A 22,411-nucleotide genomic window follows, 5' to 3' on the forward strand; every position below is an offset into this window, starting at 1 on the left:
TTAACCCTGGGGCAGTTGGAGTTTGACGGCGCCTGGGTGTTGTTTGATCAAGGAGTACGGCAGGACTGACCACTCCGGCGCATCGCAGGCGCGGGCGACGCGGGCGAAGTAGGCGCCCAGGTACAGGCCTTTCGGGGTGAAGTGCCAGGACGGATAACCCCAGATGCTTTCATCGGTGTAGTCGCAACTGTCTTCATCGCTCTCCGCCGGTTTCTTCATTTCATCTGGGTAGAGCGCGGTGAGTTGTTTGATCAGCCACGGCACCAGCACTTCGCGCTGGTAAGTCGAGCGCGCTGCACTTTCTTTTTCGTTCAGCGGCTGATCGCCCAAGCTGTCGCGCTCGGCGTGCAGCAAAGGTTTGCCCTCACCTACCCACAACACATCTTCCAGCGACAACGGATGGCCGGTGTTCACGTCGATGTTGAGCGGCGAATCGCCAAAGTCCGGATGCGCGCCGCCGCAGTAATAGCTGGTCGAGATGTTCAGGCTGACCACGGCTGGCGAGATCAGTTGCGGTTGGGCTTGCTGCATGAACTCGACGTTTTCCCCGCCCTGCAACTGGCAGCCGTGATAGCTGATGACTTCGCTCCACAAGCGCCCGAGCAACTGCTGGTTGACCCGCTGCAGGTCATCTTTCGGCAGGCCGGATTCCACGGTAAACAACGCGATCTTCGACTCGGGCTCCGTCCACCATTGCAAGGTGTAGCCCATGAAGTCTTCTTTCTTCGTGGCTTTGAGCTTGAGCCCCTGCAGCCGCAGATATTCGTACGGTTCGCTGGCGGGCAGCGTGGCGATGAAGGGCAAAGTTGTGGAGACCGGCGCCGCAAGTTTGGCCTCGGAGAGTTGCACCGTAAGCTTTTTGCCCTGAGGACTTTGCCATTCGCCGTGCCAGCCGTCGGCAGTTTCTTCCAGCTTGAGGGTCGGCAAAGGCTTGTCATCGCCATAGCGATTGTTGCCCTCGACCAACGTCAGCGTACTGTCCTGCAACGCACCGCTCAGAGGCAGATCGCGATGGTATTTCTCATAGAAGTAGCGGCCGGTCACTTCATCTTGCTGCTGGGTATTGAGCTCAACCACAATCGGCGTCTTGCCCAGCGTGCCGGTAAACACACGTCTGCCATCGTCAGCCTGAGCAGTGGAAAGCAGTGAAAACAACGCGGCGGCATATGGCGCCAGGCGCAACAGTCCCTTGAGCATGGATCGATCCCTGAGTGAGTCGGAGGTCGCGCCGGGACATTGATGCCGGCGCTACTGAATGCGGGGCGGATTATGGCGAGGGTTGCTCAAGTAATCGAGTTTCGTCGGTTGTATTCTTCCAGCCAGGCTGCGCGCTCGACTGCTGCGATCTCCCGATACACTTGCTTGCGCCGGTCCTTGGCCGCTTGAACTTCGTCCTCATCCAGCGCGCAATAACGACGAAGCCAATGAACGGTCATCTCCTCATCCGGGTAGTAGTAACCCTTGGCGCCCTTGCTGTTTCTTGGGGTGTCGTTCATCTGCGCGTCGAACACCATGGCTGCGACTTCATGAGGCGGTAAACAACCGGCCCCTGCGGCCTTGTCCTGGAAGACCCAGGCAATTTCATCGATGTGTTTTTGTGCGCTGCGATGGCTGCGGCGATAGAACTGCTGCGGTCGACACATCCACTGGAATCGCTCAATCAACGGTTCGATATCAATCCACTCGGAGAGCCCGTGATGGGTTGCATGAAGCATTACACCGTTGAACCAGCGATCAGCGAATTGCCCCACAAATGCATCCAGATCAGCCTTTTTCATGTCGGCGAAAACCATGCAATAGCGAGTCTTGATATGCATGGCGAACAGCACATGCTTTCGTTGCACAGTGATCGCATGCACCAGCCACTGTTCGACACCACTGTCCATCTCATCATCTTCGATGGTTGATGATGGCGGGGCGAAATCCACCGGGGTGATTTTTTTACCCTGATGGACGCGACTGAAGAACTTGCTGGCAGCTTCGGTGCAGTTGAAGATCAGCATCCTTGATCTCTGATAAATACTGGGGACGATGGATTATGGGTCTGTCGGTAGACGATTACTTCATCGACATTCCCAACATCACAATAACCAACAATCCAATATAAACCCAAGCATGCACCCGATCCGGTATCCGCCCGATCCACGGCGTGGCCAGTCGAATCCCCAGCATCGAGCCCAACGTCAGCACCGCGAACGCCAGCAGATCCACATACCCGATAAACCATGGCCCGATTTCTGTCTCGCTGAACCCCGCCAACAACATGTAAGTCAGCGTCCCCGCCAATGCCACAGGCACGCTCAATGGATTGGCCATCGAAGTCGCCTGCGACATGCTCAACCCGCAACGCCGCAACAACGGCACGGTCATGACGCTTCCTCCTACACCAAGGAAGGTTGCGATGGCGCCGATGCCTACACCGCCGCCAGAAGTTTCCAGTGTTCCCAATCGCCGTGGGATGGCGCCTTCGGACTGCGTAAGAAATCCGCGTCGCAGCAGGCAATCGACAATCGTCACGCCGAGGTAGGCGATGAAGGCATAGCGAATGACTTCGCCGCTGACCCACACCGCTGCGATTGCGCCGACGACCGCGCCCAATCCGATGAACCCGCCCAAGGGCCACAGGTAATCACGGATGAGGTTGCCGGCACGGCGATGTTTGCCGGTGGCGACCAGGGCGTTGACGATCATCACGCAGGTCGAGGTGGCGACGGCGATGTGCATGGCGGATTGGTTGATCGGGTCGTCGGCGCCGTGGCTCGCGGTGAGCATGCGGTACAGCAGCGGCACGACGACGAAGCCGCCGCCGAAGCCGAAGAGCACGGCGGTGATGCCGGTCAGGCAGCCGAAAAGTGTCAGCAAGAGGTAGAACATGGCGCGTCGTCCGTGGTTGGGGAGCGGTCGACGATAGAGCGTCGGTGCTTGGCCTGCTTCAGCAAGTCAGCCAATAATGTTCGCGTTTACGCCAACTGCCGGGTGCCGCTCGATGCGCAATGTTTCGATCAATCTGCTGGATGACACGCCACGCCCGGTGGTGGCGATCGGTACGGATTATTCCCACGGCTATCTGTTGCCACGTCATACGCATCGACGGGCGCAATTGTTGTACGGCGCGACGGGGGTGATGCAGGTCAGCACGCATGATGGCAACTGGGTGGTGCCGCCGCAGCGAGCGGTGTGGATTCCGCCGGGTGTGGCGCATGAGGTGTTGATGCTGGGGGTCAGCACGCGCAGTTTGTATATAGAGCCGGGGGCGGTGGATCTGGGTGAGCGTTGTCAGGTGATCAGCGTGTCGTCGCTGATGCGGCACTTGCTGATGGAAGCAGTGGAGCTGCCGTTGGCCTATGACCTGACCGGGCGTGACGGCGTGCTGATCGACTTGTTGCTGCATGAATTGGTGCGCAGTGCACCGCTTCCGTTGCATATCCCGCTGCCGTCTGACGGAAGACTGCTCGAATTGTGTCAGACCTTTCTGCATCAGCCGAATACTCACCAATCACCCCAGCATTGGGCCGATCAGCTGCACGTAAGCTTACGCACCTTCAACAGACTGTTTCGTCAGCAGACCGGCCTGAGTTTCAGTCAATGGCGCCAGCGCGCCTGCGTGGTATTGGCGCTGGCACGCCTGGCGGCGGGTGAAGCAGTGACGCGGATTGCCCTGGATTTCGGCTATGACAGCCCGGCGGCGTTCTCGACGATGTTCCGCCGGATCCTCGGTCAGGCACCGTCCGTCTGGTTGGAGACGGCGAACTAGGGCAAATCAAAAAATGCATTTGATCCCGGCCGAAAACAACTGTACAAAAACACAGTACATTTTCCATCAGCACTCTCGAGCCCGGAGCACACCATGGCCTCTTCAGCGATGAACCTCATCCTCGAACGTATCGCCCTTTTCCAGTTCACCCCGACCCATTGCGCCCAGGCCCGAGGGATGTTGGGCTGGAGCATTGAACAGTTGTCGCGGGAGGCCAAGGTTTCAACAGACGACATTCAGCGGTTCGAAGCGCAGCAGGACGTGGCGGATGAGGTGCGGCTGGCGTTGACCTATCGGTTTGAGGCGCAGGGGTTGGTGTTCTTTCCGGGGTTTGCGCCGGGGCGTGGGGGAAATGTCAGAAGTGCGATGCCGGAATCAGCGAGTCATGGAGATTATGCGATGGCTGACTGAACCAATTGATTGAGATTATCCCAATATAGGTATATTTTTCGCATGAGTACAAGGAAGCCACTCCTGTGGGTTAGCAGTAGCAAGAAAGATCTCAAGCAGATGCCCACTGATGTACAGGATGTTTTTGGTTACGCACTGGATTTGGCCCAAAGCGGTCTCAGACATCCAGATGCAAAACCTCTGAAGGGGTTTGGAGGCGCGGGTGTCCTCGAGTTGATTGAGGACTTTGATACGAATACCTACCGCGCCGTTTACACGGTCCGTTTTGGCAATGCAATTTACGTCCTGCATTGTTTTCAGAAAAAGTCGACCACCGGTATAAAAACCGCGCAGTGCGATGTCGATCTGATCCGAAAGAGACTTCAAGCCGCTCAGGACCACGCGAAAGGAACTTAGAAATGATTGAAATCGAAGAAGGCAGCGGCAACGTCTATCAAGACCTCGGCTTGCCCGACGCCAGTGAAATGCAGGTCAAGTCTCAACTCGCCGCAAAGATCGGTGAAATCATCAAAGCGCGTCATCTCACTCAATCTCAAGCTTCTGAAATCTTGGGGTTATCACAACCCAAGCTATCCGAAATGCTGAGAGGAAAATTCCGCGGCATCAGTGAGGCCAAGATGATGGAATGCCTTTCCCACCTCGGCCGAGATGTGCAGATTGTGGTCAAACCGGCCCCCCGCTCTCGCAAAGAGGGCCGAATTGAGGTGGTGTTCGCATAACGCGAAGCTCCACTACGCCCTTTGAACCACTGCCTCATTCTCCCCTTCAACCGCCAACCACCATGCATTACCTCGTTGCGGTTGTGCCAGGTTAAACACCTCGCCCATTTTCGGCGTGGTGATGGACACACTGCGTTCCCAGGCCAGCGCAAGAATGCGGTCGAACGGCTCATGCCAGGCATGCATCGCCAGGTCGAACGTGCCGTTGTGGATCGGGAACAGCCAGCGGCCCTTGAGATCGATGTGGGCTTGCAGGGTCTCTTCCGGCTGCATGTGCACGTGAGGCCATTCGACGTTGTAGGCACCGGTTTCCATCAGGGTCACGTCGAACGGGCCGTACTGTTCCCCAATGCGTTTAAAGCCGTCGAAATAACCGCTGTCGCCGCTGAAGAAGATGCGAGTGTCGCCGTCGATGATGACCCACGAAGCCCACAGCGTCTGGTTGCCATCGAACAAACCACGTCCGGAGAAGTGCTGCGACGGGGTGGCGATGAAGCGGATGCCGGCGACTTCGGTGCCTTGCCACCAGTCGAACTGGCGAACCTTGCCGGCATCGATGCCCCATTTGATCAGGGTGTCACCGACGCCCAGCGGGGTCAGGAACACGTTGACCTTGTCCGCCAGTTTCAACACAGCTTCATAGTCGAGGTGGTCGTAGTGGTTGTGCGACAGGATCACGGCTTCGATCGGCGGTAACTCGTCGATGCTGATCGGTGGCTGGTGGAAGCGTTTCGGGCCGGCCCATTGCACAGGCGAAGCGCGCTCGACAAACACCGGGTCGGTGATCCAGAACTTGTCTTGCAGCTTCAGCAGCAAGGTCGAGTGGCCGAGGCGGTAGACACTCTGGTTGGGAGCGGCGATCAGGTCGGCGCGGGTTAGTGGCTGCACCGGGATGGCTGCCGCCGGCCGAGTGTTACGTGGTTTGTGGAAGATCATGTTCCACATGATGCGCAGCATCTTGCGCAAGCCTTCACGCTGCACCGGCGCGTGGTTACGGAACACACCATCGGCCTGACGCGAAGGTTCAGGTGATTGACTGCCCGCAGAAGCAATGGATTTGGCCATGACTGAATGACTCCGGAAACACCGCGCAACTCACGGCTTTCCACGGTGGGACGAAAGAGGGCCAAGGCACGCACGCATCAGCCGGACATCTGGTTTTAGGGTGCACCGATTAAGGCAACATTACACTGATCGGTGTACTTTCTAGGTTGCATCAAACCCGGTGACAAGTAAACTGCCGAGTGTAATTTCACCTTTTTCTGCCGAATCGAATTTATGACAGCTCCAAAGCGCCTCACCGACCGTAAACGCGAAGCCATCATCCAGGCCGCGATCGCCGAATTCCGAACCAACGGGTTTGAGGTCACCAGCATGGACAAGATCGCGGCCACGGCCGGGGTATCAAAGCGTACGGTGTATAACCATTTCCCCAGCAAGGAAGAGCTTTTCGCCGAAATTCTCAATCAGTTGTGGGCACGAATCAGCACTGAGCAAGCCGTGTCCTATCAGCCGGATCAGCCTTTGCGCGATCAATTGCGAACGATGCTGATGGCCAAGCTGCAGATGATGGCAGACGACAATTTCATGAATCTGGCCCGTGTCGCCATAGCCGCCGCAATCCATTCGCCGGAACGCGCGCAGAACATGGTGGCGCGCATGGGCGAACGTGAGGAAAGCGTGACCGTGTGGATCCGTGCCGCCCAGGCGGATGGTCGATTGAAACCGGTCGATCCAGAGTTCGCCGCCCATCAAGTGCAGGGGCTGCTGAAAACCTTTGCCTTCTGGCCGCAGATCTCCCTGGGCCAGCCCTCGCTCGAGAACACGATGCAAAATGCCGTGGTCGATTCTGCAATCGACATGTTCCTGGCCTGCTATCAGCTCTAGATCAGGCCTGCGCCACGGTAAATGGCTCACAAGGACACTGAATTTCCCCGCTGGAATAAATGACAATGCCTGCCATTGGCCGATGAACGGTCACGCTGAAGAATTACACTGCAAAGTGTTTCAGATGAATCTGGCGCAGAACACCATGGAAAACCAACGCGGCAAAGGCTTGTCATTCGCCAGACGCATTTACCTGCCGCGAGCCATCGGGCTGGGCATCGGCTTCTTCAGTGTGGGCGCCGCGGTGTATCCGTTGAACATGCCGTCCTGGCTCTGGACCTTGTTGCTGTTTAATGGCTTTCTCTGGCCGCATGTGGCCTATCAATGGTCGACCCGCTCGGCCTTTCCCTATCGCGCCGAACGCCGCAACCTGCTCTATGACTCGATGTTTGGCGGTTTCTGGACCGCCTGTTTCCAGTTCAACCCACTGACCACCGTGACCATTCTGTCGATGATGACCATGAACAACGTGGCCGCCGGTGGCGTGCGCCTGTTCTGGCTTGGCGCGCTCGCCCAGGTGATCGGCGTGCTGCTGGGCTGGTCAATGTTCGGGGTCAAGTTCACTCTGACGGCCACGCAGACTCAAGTCTGGGCCTGCCTGCCGATGCTGACGCTTTATCCGCTGGCTTTGGGAATGGTTTGCTACCGGTTGGCGATCAAACTCGCCGAACACAAACGCACTCTGAGCGCCCTGAGCCGCACCGACAGCCTGACCGGCCTGCTCAACCACGGCGCCTGGAAAGACCTGCTGCATCTCAAGTTCCAGCAGTGCCGCCAGCACAATTCCCAAGCGATTCTGGCGCTGATCGACATCGATCATTTCAAGTCGATCAACGACAGTTACGGACACATCGTCGGCGATGCGGTGCTGCGGCAATTGAGTCACGAGCTGAAGTTCGTGCTCGACGGAAGCGAGCTGGCCGGACGCTACGGCGGCGACGAATTCTGCGTGATCCTGCCCAACCTGCCCCTGAGCAAGGCCGAAGCGCTGATGAAGCACCTGCGTCAGGGAATGGATCAATACCGCCATCCCGACGTCCCCGAGCTGCGAGTCAGCCTGAGTATCGGGCTTGCTCGCTATCAAACCTCGTACGCCGATGCCCTTGAGTGGTTCGAAGATTCCGACAAGGCGCTGTACACGGCCAAGCACACGGGACGTAACACAATCAGCGTAGCGTTGAGCCGATCACCCGCCTGAAAAAACTTGTACAAAATTGAGAAAAATCGATTTCTTGTACAAGTTTATAAAGTTTTGTATAAGTTAATCCGCCAGCCGGGATGCTGGCACACTGCTTCCAGCCATCGATATATCTGGCTGGCTGACGCGGAAACAGGGACCCCACCTTCAGTCCTATTTCCAGAGTGCCATGAACATGATTTTCAACCGCCACAAGACTGCCCTCGTCGATCTCCAAAACACCATCAACCAACAAGCCGGCCTGCTGGAGGCGATCAACCGCTCCATGGCAGTGATCGAATTCGATGTCGACGGTGTCGTTCTGCGCGCCAACGACAACTTCCTGAAAACCATGGGTTACACCCGTGAACAGGTAGTCGGCCAGCCCCATCGCCATTTCTGTTCTCCAGAGTTTGCCCGTGGCAATCAGTACACCGAGTTGTGGTCGCGATTGAAAAGCGGCCAGTTCCAGTCCGGCACCTTTGAACGTATTGACAGCCAGGGCCGACCAATCTGGCTCGAAGCCAGCTATAACCCGATCAAGGATGACTCGGGTCGCGTGGTGAAAGTGGTCAAGTACGCCATGGATGTCACCGCCAAAGTGCAGCAGGAAAGCGAAGCCAATGCGAAATTGCAGGCGATCGACCGCGCCATGGCGGTGATCGAATTCGATCTCGACGGCAATATCCTCACCGCCAATCAGAATTTTCTGACGCGCATGGGCTACACCCTCGCCGAACTCAAAGGCAAACATCACCGTTTGTTCTGCCCCGCGCAACTGGTCAACAGCAGCGCCTACCAGGATTTCTGGCGCCGATTGAATCAGGGCGAACTGTTTCAGGGCCAATTCGAACGCGTCGACAAACGCGGGCAGACCGTGTGGCTTGAAGCCAACTACAACCCGGTCTATGACGCTGCCGGCCGCTTGTGCAAAGTGGTGAAGTTCGCGTCGGACGTGACCGCCCGGGTCGAGCAGCACGAGCAGGATGCGCGCAGTGCCAGCGCCGCCTATCACATCTCGGTAGCCACCCGAAAAGTTGCCGAGCAAGGTACGCAAGTGATTCAGCAAGCGGCCAGTGAAATGCGCGAAATTGCCGACGACATCGCCGAATCCTCAACCCTGATCGCGCAACTCGGCGAGCGCTCCGAGCAGATCACCGCCATTGTCAACACCATCCGCGCTATTGCCGATCAGACCAACCTTTTGGCCCTGAACGCCGCCATCGAAGCTGCGCGTGCCGGCGAGCAGGGTCGTGGCTTTGCCGTTGTAGCCGATGAAGTTCGGCAACTGGCGGCGCGCACCAGCGGCTCGACAGCGGAAATTTCCAACATGATCGGCCTGATCCAGACCGAAACCCGTCAGGCGATCAAGAGCATGGACGGCACCCGTGGTCGCGCGGCGCAGGGTGTCGAACTGGCGGATCAGGCCGGTACGGTGATTTTGCAGATTCGTGACGGCGCCAGCGAAGCGGTGGAAGCCGTGAGCATGTTCGCCAATGACCGGGCGCCGGGTTAAACGCGATCACGGCAACCGCAGCGCCCGCCCCAGTTCATCGAACAGCGTGACCACCGAGCGCAATGCGCGGCAGTCCGGGCGGGTGAGCAACCACAACGCGGTGTCGTAACCGTGCAAGGGTTCGCTCAGGGCTTGCAGCCCTTCGTTGATGAGAAAGTCCGGCAACGCCGCCACGCCCAGCCCCGCACGCACCAGTTCCGTCACCGACAACATGCTGTTGCAGCGATAGCTCGGCGTCACACCCGGCAACTGCTGACGGCGCCAGGCGACGGTCGGGTGATCAGGCAAAAAGTCGTCCGGGGCGATCCAGGTCAGCGCCGCCAGATCGGTCGCTTCAACCTTTTGTAGATAACGCTGACTGGCGCAGACCCGGTAGGAAATCTTCGCCAGCTCTCGTCCGACCAGATGCTCCGGCGGTGTACGCGTCAGGCGCAGGGCGATGTCGGCATCGCGGCGGCTGAGGTTGGCGAAATCGTTGGAGGTGCTCAGCTCGATGGTCAGCGCCGGATAGTTCGGCATGAACTGCGCCAGCGCCGGCAGCAGCAGACCTTGCAACACCGAATCAGTACAGGTCAGGCGCACCGTACCGCTGACCACTTCGCCGCCCTGCTCCACACCGATACGCGCTGCTTCCAGTGCTTGCTCGGCACGTTCGGCCTGCTCGGCCAGTGTCTGCGCGAGGCTGGTGGGCAAATAACCGGCGCGGCTTTTTTCGAACAGTTGCTGGCCGAGTGACGCTTCCAGTCGGCGCACGGCGCGAAACACCGTCGACACATCGACCTTCAACAACTGCGCGGCTCGGGCCAGAGAGCCGCCGCGCACTAAGGCGAGAATCAGGGCCAGATCCGGGAAATCCAGTTGGTATTGCGTGGCTGCATTGATCACTTGGGCAAACGCCAATTTAGAGTGCGTGAACGCCAATCTATAGTGAGCGTCATCCCTCAACAAGCACAGCGAGTCCTCATGGAATCCAGAGCCCTGCGCATCGCCCTGATCGGTGATTACGATCCGCAAGTCACCGCCCACCAGGCCATCCCGGTCGCCCTTGGACTGGCGGCGGAACACCTTCGCCGTCCGGTCGATTTCCAATGGTTGGCCACCGACCGAATCCTGCCCGAGACACCGCTGGAACATTTCGACGGCTTCTGGTGTGTGCCGGCCAGCCCCTATAAAAGTGAAGACGGCGCCCTGCGGGCCATCCGCTTTGCCCGCGAGCAGCAGCGCCCTTTCCTCGGCACCTGCGGCGGTTTTCAGCATGCGGTGCTGGAGTTTTCCCGCAACGTGCTGGGCTGGGCCGACGCCGAGCATGGCGAAACTTCGCCTGACTCGAGCCGCGCAGTGCTCACACCGCTGACCTGCTCGCTGGTGGAAGCAGTGGACAGCATTCATCTGGTGCCCGGTTCGTTGATCGCTAGGGCGTACGAAACGTCGGTAATTCGCGAAGGTTATCGCTGCCGCTACGGTGTGAATCCGCAGTTCGAACGGGAGTTGCTGACCCATGAACTACACGCCGTGGGTCACGATTCGGCAGGCGATCTGCGTGCCATCGAACTTAAAAACCATGTGTTCTTTGTCGCCACACTGTTCCAGCCGGAACGTGCGGCGCTCAAGGGGCAATTGCCGCCGCTGGTGCGGGCGTTTGTTGAAGCCTGCTCGGAGCACTGTCGATGAAACCGGACACTGCGTGTTTCGCCGTGATCTTCACGTCGACCCGCACCGAGGGCGACAACGGCTATGCCGAGGCCTCCGAGCGCATGATGCAATTGGTTGCCGAGCAACCGGGTTTTCTCGGCATCGATTCGATCCGGGGCGCGGACGGGGCGGGGATTACGGTTTCGTACTGGGAGAGTGAGGCGGCAATTCTGGCCTGGCGCGAGCATCCGGAGCACCGGGTGATTCAGGCGCGTGGACGGGCCGAGTGGTATTCGGCGTTTCATACGCGGGTGTGTCGGGTGGAGCGGGAGTATCGGTTCGGGAAATGAATATTGCGCCATCGTCAGCAGGCTGGCGATGGCGGCAAATGATTCACCGAAGCATCTCAGCCCTTCACCAGACTACGCACCGCCTCAATCTCCGGCACTTCGCGTTTACTCATATAAACGCGCAACGGCTCGGTAATGTTGATCCGGTCATCGATGTTCTGGTCCAGCAGCAACTGGATCAGTTCGCGCTTGAGGGTCATGGTCTGTTCGGTGGTGGGCGCCCAGACGAATTCGCTGCACGGAATGATGCCGTCATCGGCCACGTCCATGCCGAACGAGTCCTCACTGAAGCGCACGATGTACTGGCCGGTCTTGCGGTTGAGGCCGACGAAGCCTTTGAGGTCGTCGGCGGCCTGGCAGATGAGTTGCGATGTGATGCGCATGGTAAACCTCACGAAAAGAATCGATGGTCTACACGCAGGGCAATGGGTGGCGCGCCCTCTGCCGGGGCGGTTGCCGTGGCCAAGCGTACTGCAAACGAACGCACAAAAGTGCGCAAATTTTCGCTTTCAGTACGTTTATGTCGGTCTCGCGATAGCACGTTTTCGTTTGAGTTGCTAAAAGGTACATCTTCGAAAATACCTGCGAAAGGACCTCGACATGCCCGCCACGTTCACCAAAAGCGCACTGCTGCTGAGCCTGATGCTCGGCCTCGGTCAGGCCCACGCCGCCGGCCAGCCAACCCCGGTTGCGCTCGCTGCCTCCGAGGGCATTCCGCACCCGGCGGTGATCGCCCACCGTGGCGCGTCCTTCGATGCCCCGGAATCCACCGCTGCGTCCTACAAACTGGCCCGCGACCTGGGCGCCGATTACCTGGAAATGGACTTGCAGCGCAGCAAGGACGGCGTGCTGTTCGCCCTGCACGACGACAACCTGCAGCGCACCACCGACGTCGCGACCAAGTTCCCGGAGCGCAAGGACAGCCCGGCCAATGCCTTCACCATGGCCGAACTGAAAACCCTCGACGCCGGCAGTTGGTACAACGCCAAGTACCCGGATCGCGCCCGCCCGTCCTACGTCGGCCTGAAGATTCTGACCCTCGATGAAATCATCGACATCGCCCAGGCCAACCCGAAGCACAAACCCGGCCTGTACATCGAAACCAAGGAGCCGAAGCTGTTCCCGGGGATCGAACATGACCTGAAGGAAAAACTCCAGGCCCGCGGCTGGCTGATACCGGCCGGCGCCAAACAGGCTAAAAACGTCGCCAGCGTCGGCGAGAGCAACGGCAAGGTGATCCTGCAAACGTTCGAGAAGAGCAGCCTGGAAATGCTGCAAAAGGAAATGCCGCAGGTGCCGAAAATCCTGTTGCTGTGGGTCGGCGAAGGCAGCATCGAGCCGAAATCCAAAGTGACCTTTGCCGACTCCGGCGAGAAGGACAAGAACGCGTTCTACGGCAAGCAAGAGCCGAAATCCGAAGCCGAGTTCAAGCAGTGGATCGACTACGCCAAGGCACAGGGTGCAATCGGCACCGGCCCTTCGGCGAAGCTGACCCACGGCGGCGATCAGAGCTATTCGGATCTGGTGCAGCCATGGATGAATAAATACACCCACGATCAGGGCCTGCTGGTGCACGTCTACACCGTGGATGAGCCGGTGGACTTCGAAAAAGTCATGGCCGCCGGCGTCGACGGCATTTTCACCAACCGCGCCAGCGAACTGCTGAAATTCTTCAAACGCCCGGCCGCCGCCAGTGTGGATCAGGTGTTGAAGAACAACGGTTTCTGATCTGTAAATCTGCGCGTCAGTCAGTATCGCGAGCAGGCTCGCTCCCTCGGGAGTCCAGCCTGCTCGCTGCGTTTTAAGGGTGAGTTAAGTTGCGGCGATTAACCTGAACTCACTTAAACGAATCACCCAAAGGAATAACCGATGAAAACCCTGACTGCCCTGTTTACCGCTGCCGCCCTGACCCTCACCGCTGGCCTGGCCCAGGCTGACGTTCGCGTTGACCAGATCCCGCAACTGGTCAAGGAAGGCAAGATCAAGTCGCTGGAGTCGATGAACGCAGAAGCGCTGAAACTGCATCCGGGTGCGACCATTACCGACACGGATCTGGATAACCACTTCAATGGTTATGAGTATGAAGTTGAACTGCGTGCTGCTGATGGCAAGGAGTTCGATGTGGACTTCGATGCGACCACCGGCAAGGTGCTGAGCAACAAGCAAGACACTTGATTGGCTGATAAGACAAAGCCGCACGACTTTTGGGTTGTGCGGCTTTTTTGTGTCTGGCGTTTGACGAAACTCCGGTTTCGCCTGTGAGAACCATCCCCTCACCCCAGCTCTCTCCCCAAGAGAGCGAGGGGGAAAGGGAGCCGATTTTCATGCTGTTCAAACCTGAGTTCGACTCAGAACTGTCAGGTCGGCGCAACTCGAACATTCAACTCCGTCAGTCCCCTCTCCCTTTGGGAGAGGGCTAGGCGGGCGGCGTTCCGATGAGGGGAAAAGGCTTCACGCGGTCGTACTGACCAACGAACCGGAAGTACCGCTGTCCGAATCCTGCAAAGCCGCCAACAACGCCGCCGTCGCCGTCTGCAACGAAGCCGACGTCGTCGCGATCTGCGATTGCGCAGCCGCGACATCCGCAGCCTTGGCGTCCTGACTTTCCTGCTTGGCCTGAGCCGCTTGCAACGCCTGCTGCTCTTCCTGCAACTGCTTCTGCAACTCGGCGATCTGCTTGCGCAGTTCCTTCACCGTATCCGATTCATCGCTGCTGGAACTGCTGTCGCCCGCCGGCGCCGCACCACCGCCCGCCGTGACTTTGCTGGTGTCGGCTTTCACGCCGGTGCTGGCCGCCGCGGTGGTCGAGGTGTCGTCACCGGTGTCGGCAATCGAGGTTTTGCTGGTGGGCGTGGTGACGGTCTGATTGATCGAAACAGACGTGATGCTGACCATGGGGAATCTCCAATGCCGGTGATAGATAACCGGGCATCGGCGGCGGCCTGCACGAATTGAGATCGACTGTGTACCGACTCGGTATCCGAACCGGTACACAGTCCCTGGCCGGTCAGATTTCACGTCACCCTGCCGTCACACAAGCGTCATGTGACATTGCGATGATGCGGCTCAGGTGAATCTGCAAATCCCGCGACAGACGCCTTTTCGCAGCGAGCCTTCATGAACCACAGCCTCGATATCAGTCATCGTGACCCTGACCTGTTCGGCCTGCTTTACGGCTTTCGGTTTCGCCCCGGCGAACGCGGGCGCGAGGTGGATTCGGCGACCGCCCTGCGCTGCCTGCAAGACGACAGCGACAGCGAAGAATTTCTCTGGCTGCACCTGAACCTGGCCCACGCTGCGTGCGAGCGCTGGATGAAAAGCCATCTGCAATTGCCCGAGGAATTTTTCGAAGCGCTGCACGAAGGTTCACGTTCGACCCGCATCGAGCATGTCGATTCGGCGTTGCTGGCGGTGGTCAACGATGTGGTGTTCAACCTCAGCAGCATGGTGTCGTCGGACGTTTCGACGCTTTGGGTCTGCGTGCGCAGCAAACTGATCGTCAGTGCGCGCCTGCAACCGCTGCACTCGGTGGACAAGCTGCGTTCTTCGGTGAAGGCCGGCGAGTGCTTTCGTTCGCCGTCAGAACTGTTGGTGCACCTGCTGCGCGACCAGGGCGAAGTGCTGACCCAGATCGTGCGCAAGACCAGCATGAGTGTCGATCAGGTCGAAGACGAATTGCTGTCCTCGCGACTGTCGACCAACCGCGCCGAACTCGGCGCCAACCGGCGAGTGCTGGTGCGCCTGCAACGACTGCTGGCGCTGGAACCGGGTTCGCTGCTGCGCCTGCTCAATCGGCCGCCGCCCTGGTTGCAGAAGGACGACGTGAAGGAGCTGCGCAAATCCACCGAGGAGTTCGCGCTGATCATCAACGACCTGACCGCACTCGGCGAGCGAATCAAGCTGTTGCAGGAAGAGATCGCCGCCAACCTCAACGAACAGAGCAACCGCACGCTGTTCACTCTGACCGTGGTGACGGTGCTGGCGCTGCCGATCAACATCATCGCCGGTTTCTTCGGCATGAACGTTGGCGGCGTGCCGCTGGCCACCGATCCGGAAGGGTTCTGGATTCTGGTGGCGCTGGTGGCGACGTTTACCGTGATCGCCGGGCGCTGGGCGTTTCGCAAGCGACGGGATTACTGACCTTTCTTCAGCGCCGCTACAGTCGCACGCTCGTTCCCACGCTCTGCGTGGGAATGCCGCCCGGGACGCTCCGCGTCCCTGTGACGCGGAGCGTCACCTTATGCATTCCCACGCAGAGCGTGGGAACGATCACCGTCTTCAGTCAGAAGACCAGCGGCGCGGCTAATCCGCCAAACACTGATCTGTCGCAGTCTCTCTGTAATATTTAGCAACGATCATGGGCAACACTCCTTCCCCCGCTCAGGATTGTCCGCCCATGGCTACTCCCTCCCTGACCGTCAGCCCGGCCTCCGCTGCCAGTGGCAGACCGGCGCTCGACAAAAAAACCGGCCCCTTCACTTACGTGGTGTTCTTCGCCGTGCTGGCCATGGGAATGCTGTTCACCGCCTACAGCCTGATGCACGACATGCACGAACTCGGCACGGTGGTCACCACCTGGACCCCATTCCTGCTGCTCGGCGTAGCGCTGTTGATTGCACTGGGCTTCGAGTTCGTCAACGGCTTCCACGACACCGCCAACGCCGTGGCCACGGTGATCTACACCCACTCTCTGCCGCCGAATGTGGCCGTGGTGTGGTCGGGATTCTTCAACTTCCTCGGCGTGCTGCTGTCCAGCGGTGCAGTCGCGTTCGGCATCATTGCGCTGCTGCCAGTAGAGTTAATTCTGCAAGTCGGCTCGTCCGCCGGTTTCGCGATGATCTTCGCCCTGCTGATCGCGGCGATCCTGTGGAACCTCGGCACCTGGTGGCTGGGCCTGCCGGCCTCGTCATCGCACACGCTGATCGGTTCGATCATCGGCGTCGGCGTGGCCAACGCGTTGATGCATGGTCGCGACGGCACCAGCGGTGTGGACTGGGCCCAGGCGACCAAGATCGGTTACGCGCTACTGCTGTCGCCGCTGGTGGGTTTCGGTTGCGCAGCGCTGTTGCTGCTGGCGCTGCGCGCGTTCGTGAAGAACCGTTCGCTGTACAAGGCACCGGAAGGCAACACCCCGCCGCCGTGGTGGATTCGTGGTCTGCTGATCCTGACCTGCACTGGCGTGTCGTTCGCCCACGGCTCCAACGACGGCCAGAAAGGCATGGGCCTGATCATGCTGATTCTGGTCGGCACCCTGCCGATGGCTTATGCACTGAACCGCACCATGCCGGAAGAACAATCGCTGCAATTCGCCGCTGTCGCTCAAGTGACCCAGCAAGCGCTGGTGAAAAGTGCGCCATTGCCGGCACCGGCCGATCCGCGCGCTGTGCTCTCCGACTACGTGCGCAGCAAGGAAGCCACGCCACAACTGATCCCCGCCCTCGCCGTCCTGGCCGGGCACATCGGTGAAGAAGTGAAGGGCTACGGCTCGCTGGCGAAAGTCCCGGCCGAGGCCATGGGCAACGTGCGTAACGACATGTACCTGGCCAGCGAAACCATTCGCCTGATGGACAAGAACAATGTCGGCAGCTTCGACGCCGACACCAGAGGCAAGCTGCAACTGTTCAAACAGCAGATCGACAACGCCACGCGGTTCATTCCGCTGTGGGTGAAGATTGCCGTGGCGATTGCCTTGGGGCTGGGCACCATGGTCGGCTGGAAGCGGATCGTGGTCACGGTCGGCGAGAAGATCGGCAAGACCCATCTGACCTACGCCCAGGGCGCCTCGGCGGAAACCGTGGCGATGCTGACCATCGGCGCTGCCGACATGTTCGGTCTGCCGGTGTCGACCACTCATGTGCTTTCGTCCGGTGTGGCCGGGACCATGGTCGCCAACGGTGGCGGTTTGCAGATGAAGACCATCCGCAATCTGCTGATGGCGTGGGTACTGACGTTGCCGGCGGCGATTCTGTTGTCGGGCAGCCTGTATTGGCTGTTTACCCAGATTTTCTGATCCACCCCAAATCCCTGTGAGAGCCCTTGCTCCCACAGGGATTTGCGGCAGGAATCAGAGCGTCGAACGAATCAAATCCCCCAGCCAGTCCATGAACACCCGCACCCGCAATGGCAGATGCCGCTGCCTCGCGTACAACAGTGAAATGCCCATCGCCGGCGCGGTGTATTGCGGCAACACCGTCACCACCTCACCGGTATCCAGATAGGAGTTCATCCCGGTACGCGGCACCTGAATCAGACCGAAGCCCCCAAGGCATGCCGACTCGTAGGCATCGGTGCTGTTGACCGTCACACTGCCGGCCATCGGCACTCGGTGGACCTGTCCGTCCTGCTCGTAGACAAACCCTTCCGAACGCGAACCCAGCACACCGACGTAGTGCACCAGCCGATGCTGCGCCAAGTCTTCCAGAGTCTGCGGCACGCCGTAACGCTCGAGATACGCGGGGCTGGCGCAGTTGATCATGCTGAAATCCCCCAGATGCCGCGCCACCACCGATTGATCGGGCTGCGCGCCGATGCGCAGCACGCAATCGAAACCTTCGGCGAGCAGGTCGACCCGGCGATCGGTGCTGCTGATTTCCAGTTCCAGGTTCGGATGACGGGTCATGAATTCCGGCAACTTCGGCATGATCAGCCGCCGCGCCAGAATGTTCGGCATGTCAATCCGGATCCGCCCGGTCAGCGACGCTTCGTCCTGACGGAACAGGTTTTCGATTTCGTCCATGTGCGACAGCAGATCCTTGCTCCGCTCATACAGCGCGAGGCCGTCCTGAGTCGCCTGGACCTTGCGCGTGGTGCGTTGCAGCAGGCGCGTGCCGAGCAGGCTTTCCAGCGCCTGCACCTGCTCGGACACCGTCGAGCGCGGCAGCCCGAGACTCTCCCCCGCCATCGTAAAACTCGACAATTCGCTGACCCGGACGAAGGTGCGCAGCAGTTCCAGTTTGTTCATGGGCCACCCATTGATTGTTCGGACAGTTCGACCAGTGATTCCGGTTTCAGTCTGTTTATCACCTCATGGCGGATAAATAAACTTTGCCCCATCAACCGTCACCGCCATCGAGGAAAACCCATGAACCGCAAAATCGCATTGATCACCGGTGCCAGCCGTGGCCTGGGCAAGAACGCCGCCCTGCACCTCGCCGCGCAAGGCGTGGACATCATCGGCACCTACAACAGCCGCGCCGATGAAGCCCAGGCGCTGGTGCAGGAACTGCAAACACTCGGCGCCAACGCCGTGATGCTGCAACTGGATGTCGGGCGCAGCGAAGGCTTTGCCGATTTCGCTGTGCGAGTCGAGCAGGCGCTGCAACAGCTGGAGCGTCCGCGCTTCGATTTCCTGATCAACAACGCCGGGATTGGTGTGCATGCGTCGTTCGCCGACACCACGCCGGAGCAGTTCGACCTGCTGATGAACGTGCAGTTGAAAGGGCCGTTCTTCCTGACTCAGCAACTGCTGCCGCTGATCAACGATGGCGGGCGGATCATCAACATCTCCAGCGGTCTGGCGCGTTTCACCCTGCCGGGTTATGCCGCTTACGCTGCGATGAAAGGCGCGATGGAAGTGCTGACCCGTTATCAGGCCAAGGAGCTGGGGGCGCGGCAGATCGCGGTGAATATCCTGGCACCGGGTGCCATCGAAACCGATTTCGGCGGCGGCGCGGTGCGCGACAATTCGGCACTGAACGCCATGGTCGCCAGCAACACCGCCCTGGGCCGTGCCGGGCAGCCGGATGACATTGGCGGTGCGCTGGCGCTGCTGCTGTCGCCGGGGGCGCAGTGGATCAACGGTCAGCGGATTGAAGCGTCGGGCGGGATGTTTCTCTAAACCCTGCAAAAAACCCGGACAAAAAAAATTCGCAGCCCTCACAGGCTGCGATTTTTTGTTTTCAGTTCTGGCAGACGCTGCGCATCACCAGCCGCTCGCGCACCACGTCATAACCCCAGTGGTAAACGTAGGTGTACGGCAGGAAAAACAGCAGCACGCCGATGTCGAGCAGGAACGCCTGCCACAGGCTGACCGACAGCCACCAGGCAATCAGCGGCACGCCCATCACGATCAACCCGCCCTCGAACAGCAGCGCGTGCGCCACTCGCACCCAGGCGTTGTGGGCGATGTTCCAGCGTTTGAGCATCCGGTCGAAGAAGCCGTTGAACACCACGTTCCAGCCCAGGGCCAGCATCGCGATTGCGATGGTGACGGCGCCCATTTCGACCAGCGGTTTGCCCATGATCCACGCCAGCAAAGGGGTACAGATCAGGATCGCCAGCAGTTCGAAACCGATGGCCTGGAAGATACGCTCAGTGATGGATTTGTTGGCAGTCATGGCCGAAGTCCTCTGTGAAGATGGTTGCCATGATCCAGCACCGCACCGATACTTCATAACCAATAACCATCGATCAAGGAGATAGTTCATGGCTTCTCAGGAAGTGTTGCTGGCGTTTGTCCAGGCGGCGACTCAAGGCTCGTTTTCAGCGGCAGCGCGCAAGCTCGGGCGCAGTCAGTCGACAGTGAGTGCGGCGGTGGCCAGCCTTGAGATCGATCTGGACCTGGTGCTGTTCGACCGCAGCAGCCGCAAACCGACGCTGACCCCGGCCGGGCACGTGATGCTGCAACGGGCCGAGGCGATTCTGGCGGCCACCAGCCGCCTGGAAATGACCGCCCGGCAATTGGCTCAGGGCGTCGAGCCGAAACTGACGGTGGCGATTTCCGACACTTATCAGTCCGACCGTTTCGAAGCGGCACTGGTGGGCTTCGAACAACGTTATCCGGACCTGGAGCTTGAATGCCTGATCGCCGAGTGCGATGACCTGATCGAACTGGTGCAGCGCGGGCGGGCGCACCTGGCGTTCGCCGAGATGCAGGACAACTACCCACCGGATCTGGCGAGCGCGACCGTCGCCGAGCGTACGGAAATCGCCTTGTTCGTGGGGCGCGGCCATCCGTTGGCGACACAGGAATCCATCGATCAAACGATCCTTGAACAGCATCGCGAGCTGCGCCTGGCGACCATCGTCAATCCCTATGACAGTCGCGGCAAAGGCCGGGTGTGGTCGGCGCCGAGTTATCTGATGTTGCTGGAAATGGCAGAGAAAGGTTTCGGCTGGGCGCCGCTGCCGCGCTGGCTGGTGGAGCGTTTCGGCAATGACTTACTGGTGGAACTGAAGGTGCGCGGCTGGCCGAAACCGGTGTTCGTCGATGCCCTGTGGTCGCGGCTGTACCCGCCGGGGCCGGCGGGGAGCTGGTTGCTGAGCAAGATGCTGGAATAGCTCAGGCCGCCTCGATCGCTGCCGGGCGGTTCACCTGAAAATACTCGTGCAACCCACGCATCGTCGGCAACTCCAGCGCCTGCGCCGCGTAACACAATCCCACCCGCCGGGTCGGCGCCGGCAGGTGCAGCGCGCGCACGACGATGCGCTCATGCCCGCTGACCAGTGACTGCGGCAACATCGCCACACCGACACCCGCCGCCACCATATGCAACGCCTGTTGCAGTGAACCGGCATGTCCCGCCACCGCTTCCGGCGAGCGTCCGTACAGCGCCATCAACCGCTGATGTGAAGGATGCTGTGGGCAGGTGATCCAGTCCTCGATCGGCGCCCAGCCGGCCTGCGCGTTGGCCATCGGATGATCGAGAGGCAGCGCCATCACATAGGACTCTTCCCACAGCGGCAGGAACAGTTCGTCCTCGCAGCACATTTCCTCGACCGCCAACCGACCGTCGCCATGACAGCCCTCCTCCAGGGTCAGCAGCAGATTGGGCATCGCCTGATGAGCCATCCGCACGAAGGCTTCGATGTGACTGGCGGCGATGTCGCCCTCGATGCCGAGGGTCAGCGGCGCGCGGTTTTCGCGGCCGCGAAACATCCGGCTCAGCGCCTCGGATTCGGCCACCATCCGACGTGCCTGCGGGTACAGCAGTCGCGCTTCGTCGCTGACGTCCACACCACGAGGCTGACGCACGAACAGCGTCGCGCCAAGTTCTTCTTCCAGCTGTTTGATGGTCACCGACAACGTGGGCTGGCTGATGAATAGCCGTTGCGCGGCAGCGGTAATGTTGCGTTCTTCGAACACCGCGAGGAATGCTTTGAGATGGCGGATATCCATAGGAAATTCCGATAGCAGACAGAGGAATAAGGCATTTTTCAGCCTCCAACGGGCTAAATATACTGCGTCACGAATCTGGTTATTTGTTTTTCTTATCTCAGGAGTTCAATCATGAGCAAGCCACTGATCATCATCACCGGCGCCAGCTCGGGCATCGGCGAAGCCACCGCCCGCCGTTTGAGCGCTGCCGGCCATCCGCTGCTGTTGCTGGCCCGGCGCATCGAACGCCTCGAAGCACTGGCCCTGCCGAACACCCTCAGCCGCCGCGTCGACATCACCGACCGCGCCGCATTGCTGGCCGCTGTGGCCGAAGCGGAAGCGCAGTTCGGCCCGGCCGATGCGCTGATCAACAACGCCGGGGTGATGCTGCTGGGCGAGATGAGCAAGCAGGACCCGGCACAGTGGGACCAGATGCTCGACGTCAACGTGAGAGGTCTGCTCAACGGCGTGCACGCGGTGGTGGCCGGGATGATCGAGCGCAAGCACGGCACGATCATCAACGTCAGCTCGGTGGCCGGACGCAAGACCTTCCCGAACCATGTGGCGTATGTCGGCACCAAGTTTGCGGTGCATGGATTGTCGGAAAACCTGCGTGAAGAATTGTCGCCGCATAACGTGCGGGTGACCACGATTGCGCCGGGCGCGGTAGAGACCGAGTTGCTGAGCCACACCACGGATGAGGCGATCAAGAGCGGGTACCAGGCCTGGAAGCAGGACATGGGTGGCACGGTGTTGAGTGCCGAGGATGTGGCGACGGCGATTGCTTATGCGTATGGGCAGCCGCAGGGGGTTTGTATTCGGGAGATTGTGATGGCTGCTACTCGGCAGCAGGCCTAAAAGCGAAAGGC

General features: G+C 59.7%; 25 protein-coding genes and 2 pseudogenes. 17 read left to right on the forward strand and 10 right to left on the reverse strand.

Annotated features, from left to right (window positions below; translation table 11 throughout):
• From AC07Y2_RS11840 to AC07Y2_RS11850, 3 genes are all read right to left on the reverse strand, one after another.
• Positions 1-1,197 carry a hypothetical protein gene (locus AC07Y2_RS11840; RefSeq protein WP_103386054.1) on the reverse strand — a complete coding sequence of 399 codons (1,197 nt, stop codon included), beginning with the start codon at positions 1,195-1,197 and terminating at the stop codon, positions 1-3.
• A gap of 86 nt (positions 1,198-1,283) precedes the next feature.
• Positions 1,284-2,003 carry a DUF6933 domain-containing protein gene (locus AC07Y2_RS11845; protein ID WP_103386053.1) on the reverse strand — a complete coding sequence of 240 codons (720 nt, stop codon included), beginning with the start codon at positions 2,001-2,003 and terminating at the stop codon, positions 1,284-1,286.
• Between the two features lie 55 nt (positions 2,004-2,058).
• A complete protein-coding gene (locus AC07Y2_RS11850) occupies positions 2,059-2,874 on the reverse strand; it encodes a sulfite exporter TauE/SafE family protein (protein WP_103386052.1) in 816 nt (271 codons plus the stop codon).
• 112 nt (positions 2,875-2,986) lie between these two features.
• On the opposite strand from AC07Y2_RS11850, the gene AC07Y2_RS11855 reads away from it, so the two are divergent.
• From AC07Y2_RS11855 to AC07Y2_RS11870, 4 genes are all read left to right on the forward strand, one after another.
• On the forward strand, positions 2,987-3,754 hold the full coding sequence (locus tag AC07Y2_RS11855) for an AraC family transcriptional regulator (protein WP_103386051.1): 768 nt from the start codon (positions 2,987-2,989) through the stop codon (positions 3,752-3,754).
• 93 nt (positions 3,755-3,847) lie between these two features.
• Positions 3,848-4,165 carry a helix-turn-helix domain-containing protein gene (locus AC07Y2_RS11860; protein ID WP_103386050.1) on the forward strand — a complete coding sequence of 106 codons (318 nt, stop codon included), beginning with the start codon at positions 3,848-3,850 and terminating at the stop codon, positions 4,163-4,165.
• Positions 4,166-4,207: 42 nt separating this feature from the next.
• Positions 4,208-4,561, forward strand: coding sequence for a type II toxin-antitoxin system RelE/ParE family toxin (locus AC07Y2_RS11865; protein WP_103386049.1), 354 nt, complete (start codon positions 4,208-4,210; stop codon positions 4,559-4,561).
• 2 nt (positions 4,562-4,563) lie between these two features.
• Complete coding sequence (locus AC07Y2_RS11870; RefSeq protein WP_039773303.1) at positions 4,564-4,884, forward strand: helix-turn-helix domain-containing protein; 321 nt, start codon at positions 4,564-4,566, stop codon at positions 4,882-4,884.
• A 12-nt stretch (positions 4,885-4,896) separates the two neighbouring features.
• Here AC07Y2_RS11870 and AC07Y2_RS11875 read toward each other — a convergent pair whose 3' ends face one another.
• Complete coding sequence (locus tag AC07Y2_RS11875) at positions 4,897-5,949, reverse strand: MBL fold metallo-hydrolase (protein WP_103386048.1); 1,053 nt, start codon at positions 5,947-5,949, stop codon at positions 4,897-4,899.
• A 213-nt stretch (positions 5,950-6,162) separates the two neighbouring features.
• On the opposite strand from AC07Y2_RS11875, the gene AC07Y2_RS11880 reads away from it, so the two are divergent.
• The 4 genes and pseudogenes from AC07Y2_RS11880 to AC07Y2_RS11895 all read left to right on the forward strand — a co-directional run.
• Positions 6,163-6,771 (forward strand): TetR/AcrR family transcriptional regulator, encoded by a 609-nt coding sequence (locus tag AC07Y2_RS11880; RefSeq protein ID WP_103386047.1) that lies wholly within the window; start codon positions 6,163-6,165, stop codon positions 6,769-6,771.
• Between the two features lie 145 nt (positions 6,772-6,916).
• The gene (locus tag AC07Y2_RS11885) at positions 6,917-7,969 is read left to right on the forward strand and encodes a diguanylate cyclase (protein ID WP_103386087.1); all 1,053 of its coding nucleotides are present in this window, start codon (positions 6,917-6,919) and stop codon (positions 7,967-7,969) included.
• 265 nt (positions 7,970-8,234) lie between these two features.
• A pseudogene (locus AC07Y2_RS11890) lies at positions 8,235-8,918 on the forward strand (PAS domain-containing protein); the annotation flags it as partial.
• A gap of 108 nt (positions 8,919-9,026) precedes the next feature.
• A pseudogene (locus tag AC07Y2_RS11895) lies at positions 9,027-9,464 on the forward strand (methyl-accepting chemotaxis protein); the annotation flags it as partial.
• A 6-nt stretch (positions 9,465-9,470) separates the two neighbouring features.
• Here the strand turns inward: AC07Y2_RS11895 and AC07Y2_RS11900 are convergent.
• Entirely contained in the window at positions 9,471-10,412 is a 942-nt protein-coding gene (locus AC07Y2_RS11900) for a LysR family transcriptional regulator (protein ID WP_103386046.1), read from the reverse strand.
• 15 nt (positions 10,413-10,427) lie between these two features.
• Here AC07Y2_RS11900 and AC07Y2_RS11905 point away from each other — a divergent pair, with 15 nt between their 5' ends.
• On the forward strand, positions 10,428-11,135 hold the full coding sequence (locus tag AC07Y2_RS11905) for a CTP synthase C-terminal region-related (seleno)protein (RefSeq protein ID WP_039773309.1): 708 nt from the start codon (positions 10,428-10,430) through the stop codon (positions 11,133-11,135).
• Positions 11,132-11,446: an antibiotic biosynthesis monooxygenase family protein gene (locus AC07Y2_RS11910; protein ID WP_039773310.1), complete on the forward strand. Its 315-nt coding sequence runs from the start codon at positions 11,132-11,134 to the stop codon at positions 11,444-11,446. Before AC07Y2_RS11905 ends, AC07Y2_RS11910 begins: the two co-directional genes overlap by 4 nt.
• 56 nt (positions 11,447-11,502) lie before the next feature.
• Here AC07Y2_RS11910 and AC07Y2_RS11915 read toward each other — a convergent pair whose 3' ends face one another.
• Entirely contained in the window at positions 11,503-11,829 is a 327-nt protein-coding gene (locus AC07Y2_RS11915; RefSeq protein WP_039773311.1) for a DUF2025 family protein, read from the reverse strand.
• Positions 11,830-12,046: 217 nt separating this feature from the next.
• On the opposite strand from AC07Y2_RS11915, the gene AC07Y2_RS11920 reads away from it, so the two are divergent.
• Positions 12,047-13,174 (forward strand): glycerophosphodiester phosphodiesterase, encoded by a 1,128-nt coding sequence (locus tag AC07Y2_RS11920; RefSeq protein ID WP_103386045.1) that lies wholly within the window; start codon positions 12,047-12,049, stop codon positions 13,172-13,174.
• Positions 13,175-13,315: 141 nt separating this feature from the next.
• Positions 13,316-13,621 (forward strand): PepSY domain-containing protein, encoded by a 306-nt coding sequence (locus AC07Y2_RS11925; protein ID WP_103386044.1) that lies wholly within the window; start codon positions 13,316-13,318, stop codon positions 13,619-13,621.
• Between the two features lie 276 nt (positions 13,622-13,897).
• On the opposite strand, the gene AC07Y2_RS11930 is transcribed toward AC07Y2_RS11925, so the two are convergent.
• Positions 13,898-14,341, reverse strand: coding sequence for a hypothetical protein (locus AC07Y2_RS11930; RefSeq protein ID WP_074688251.1), 444 nt, complete (start codon positions 14,339-14,341; stop codon positions 13,898-13,900).
• A gap of 222 nt (positions 14,342-14,563) precedes the next feature.
• On the opposite strand from AC07Y2_RS11930, the gene AC07Y2_RS11935 reads away from it, so the two are divergent.
• Positions 14,564-15,586 carry a transporter gene (locus AC07Y2_RS11935; protein ID WP_103386043.1) on the forward strand — a complete coding sequence of 341 codons (1,023 nt, stop codon included), beginning with the start codon at positions 14,564-14,566 and terminating at the stop codon, positions 15,584-15,586.
• A 256-nt stretch (positions 15,587-15,842) separates the two neighbouring features.
• Positions 15,843-17,456 carry an inorganic phosphate transporter gene (locus AC07Y2_RS11940; protein ID WP_103386042.1) on the forward strand — a complete coding sequence of 538 codons (1,614 nt, stop codon included), beginning with the start codon at positions 15,843-15,845 and terminating at the stop codon, positions 17,454-17,456.
• A 54-nt stretch (positions 17,457-17,510) separates the two neighbouring features.
• Here AC07Y2_RS11940 and AC07Y2_RS11945 read toward each other — a convergent pair whose 3' ends face one another.
• On the reverse strand, positions 17,511-18,407 hold the full coding sequence (locus AC07Y2_RS11945; protein WP_103386041.1) for a LysR family transcriptional regulator: 897 nt from the start codon (positions 18,405-18,407) through the stop codon (positions 17,511-17,513).
• Positions 18,408-18,527: 120 nt separating this feature from the next.
• On the opposite strand from AC07Y2_RS11945, the gene AC07Y2_RS11950 reads away from it, so the two are divergent.
• Positions 18,528-19,283, forward strand: a complete 756-nt coding sequence (locus tag AC07Y2_RS11950) for an SDR family NAD(P)-dependent oxidoreductase (RefSeq protein ID WP_103386040.1) — start codon at positions 18,528-18,530, stop codon at positions 19,281-19,283.
• A gap of 61 nt (positions 19,284-19,344) precedes the next feature.
• On the opposite strand, the gene AC07Y2_RS11955 is transcribed toward AC07Y2_RS11950, so the two are convergent.
• Positions 19,345-19,782, reverse strand: a complete 438-nt coding sequence (locus AC07Y2_RS11955) for a multidrug/biocide efflux PACE transporter (RefSeq protein ID WP_103386039.1) — start codon at positions 19,780-19,782, stop codon at positions 19,345-19,347.
• Positions 19,783-19,870: 88 nt separating this feature from the next.
• On the opposite strand from AC07Y2_RS11955, the gene AC07Y2_RS11960 reads away from it, so the two are divergent.
• Entirely contained in the window at positions 19,871-20,725 is an 855-nt protein-coding gene (locus AC07Y2_RS11960) for a LysR family transcriptional regulator (protein WP_074688261.1), read from the forward strand.
• A gap of 1 nt (position 20,726) precedes the next feature.
• Here AC07Y2_RS11960 and AC07Y2_RS11965 read toward each other — a convergent pair whose 3' ends face one another.
• A complete protein-coding gene (locus AC07Y2_RS11965) occupies positions 20,727-21,563 on the reverse strand; it encodes a LysR family transcriptional regulator (RefSeq protein WP_074688263.1) in 837 nt (278 codons plus the stop codon).
• A 111-nt stretch (positions 21,564-21,674) separates the two neighbouring features.
• Between AC07Y2_RS11965 and AC07Y2_RS11970 the strand changes: the two genes are divergently transcribed.
• Positions 21,675-22,400 carry an SDR family oxidoreductase gene (locus tag AC07Y2_RS11970; protein WP_039766160.1) on the forward strand — a complete coding sequence of 242 codons (726 nt, stop codon included), beginning with the start codon at positions 21,675-21,677 and terminating at the stop codon, positions 22,398-22,400.
• Positions 22,401-22,411: the final 11 nt, after the last annotated feature.

It is taken from the genome of Pseudomonas sp. GW456-12-1-14-TSB6 (genome assembly GCF_059424205.1).

Excerpts from the sequence above, each read along its gene's own strand:
- AC07Y2_RS11940 (WP_103386042.1), top strand. The coding sequence starts at position 15,843 with ATGGCTACTCCCTCCCTGACCGTCAGCCCGGCCTCCGCTGCCAGTGGC.
- AC07Y2_RS11845 (WP_103386053.1), bottom strand. The coding sequence starts at position 2,003 with ATGCTGATCTTCAACTGCACCGAAGCTGCCAGCAAGTTCTTCAGTCGC.
- AC07Y2_RS11865 (WP_103386049.1), top strand. The coding sequence starts at position 4,208 with ATGAGTACAAGGAAGCCACTCCTGTGGGTTAGCAGTAGCAAGAAAGAT.
- AC07Y2_RS11880 (WP_103386047.1), top strand. The coding sequence starts at position 6,163 with ATGACAGCTCCAAAGCGCCTCACCGACCGTAAACGCGAAGCCATCATC.
- AC07Y2_RS11905 (WP_039773309.1), top strand. The coding sequence starts at position 10,428 with ATGGAATCCAGAGCCCTGCGCATCGCCCTGATCGGTGATTACGATCCG.
- AC07Y2_RS11915 (WP_039773311.1), bottom strand. The coding sequence starts at position 11,829 with ATGCGCATCACATCGCAACTCATCTGCCAGGCCGCCGACGACCTCAAA.
- AC07Y2_RS11925 (WP_103386044.1), top strand. The coding sequence starts at position 13,316 with ATGAAAACCCTGACTGCCCTGTTTACCGCTGCCGCCCTGACCCTCACC.
- AC07Y2_RS11945 (WP_103386041.1), bottom strand. The coding sequence starts at position 18,407 with ATGAACAAACTGGAACTGCTGCGCACCTTCGTCCGGGTCAGCGAATTG.
- AC07Y2_RS11875 (WP_103386048.1), bottom strand. The coding sequence starts at position 5,949 with ATGGCCAAATCCATTGCTTCTGCGGGCAGTCAATCACCTGAACCTTCG.
- AC07Y2_RS11885 (WP_103386087.1), top strand. The coding sequence starts at position 6,917 with ATGGAAAACCAACGCGGCAAAGGCTTGTCATTCGCCAGACGCATTTAC.
- AC07Y2_RS11935 (WP_103386043.1), top strand. The coding sequence starts at position 14,564 with ATGAACCACAGCCTCGATATCAGTCATCGTGACCCTGACCTGTTCGGC.
- AC07Y2_RS11950 (WP_103386040.1), top strand. The coding sequence starts at position 18,528 with ATGAACCGCAAAATCGCATTGATCACCGGTGCCAGCCGTGGCCTGGGC.
- AC07Y2_RS11955 (WP_103386039.1), bottom strand. The coding sequence starts at position 19,782 with ATGACTGCCAACAAATCCATCACTGAGCGTATCTTCCAGGCCATCGGT.
- AC07Y2_RS11965 (WP_074688263.1), bottom strand. The coding sequence starts at position 21,563 with ATGGATATCCGCCATCTCAAAGCATTCCTCGCGGTGTTCGAAGAACGC.
- AC07Y2_RS11920 (WP_103386045.1), top strand. The coding sequence starts at position 12,047 with ATGCCCGCCACGTTCACCAAAAGCGCACTGCTGCTGAGCCTGATGCTC.
- AC07Y2_RS11850 (WP_103386052.1), bottom strand. The coding sequence starts at position 2,874 with ATGTTCTACCTCTTGCTGACACTTTTCGGCTGCCTGACCGGCATCACC.
- AC07Y2_RS11860 (WP_103386050.1), top strand. The coding sequence starts at position 3,848 with ATGGCCTCTTCAGCGATGAACCTCATCCTCGAACGTATCGCCCTTTTC.
- AC07Y2_RS11970 (WP_039766160.1), top strand. The coding sequence starts at position 21,675 with ATGAGCAAGCCACTGATCATCATCACCGGCGCCAGCTCGGGCATCGGC.
- AC07Y2_RS11840 (WP_103386054.1), bottom strand. The coding sequence starts at position 1,197 with ATGCTCAAGGGACTGTTGCGCCTGGCGCCATATGCCGCCGCGTTGTTT.
- AC07Y2_RS11910 (WP_039773310.1), top strand. The coding sequence starts at position 11,132 with ATGAAACCGGACACTGCGTGTTTCGCCGTGATCTTCACGTCGACCCGC.
- AC07Y2_RS11960 (WP_074688261.1), top strand. The coding sequence starts at position 19,871 with ATGGCTTCTCAGGAAGTGTTGCTGGCGTTTGTCCAGGCGGCGACTCAA.
- AC07Y2_RS11930 (WP_074688251.1), bottom strand. The coding sequence starts at position 14,341 with ATGGTCAGCATCACGTCTGTTTCGATCAATCAGACCGTCACCACGCCC.
- AC07Y2_RS11870 (WP_039773303.1), top strand. The coding sequence starts at position 4,564 with ATGATTGAAATCGAAGAAGGCAGCGGCAACGTCTATCAAGACCTCGGC.
- AC07Y2_RS11855 (WP_103386051.1), top strand. The coding sequence starts at position 2,987 with ATGCGCAATGTTTCGATCAATCTGCTGGATGACACGCCACGCCCGGTG.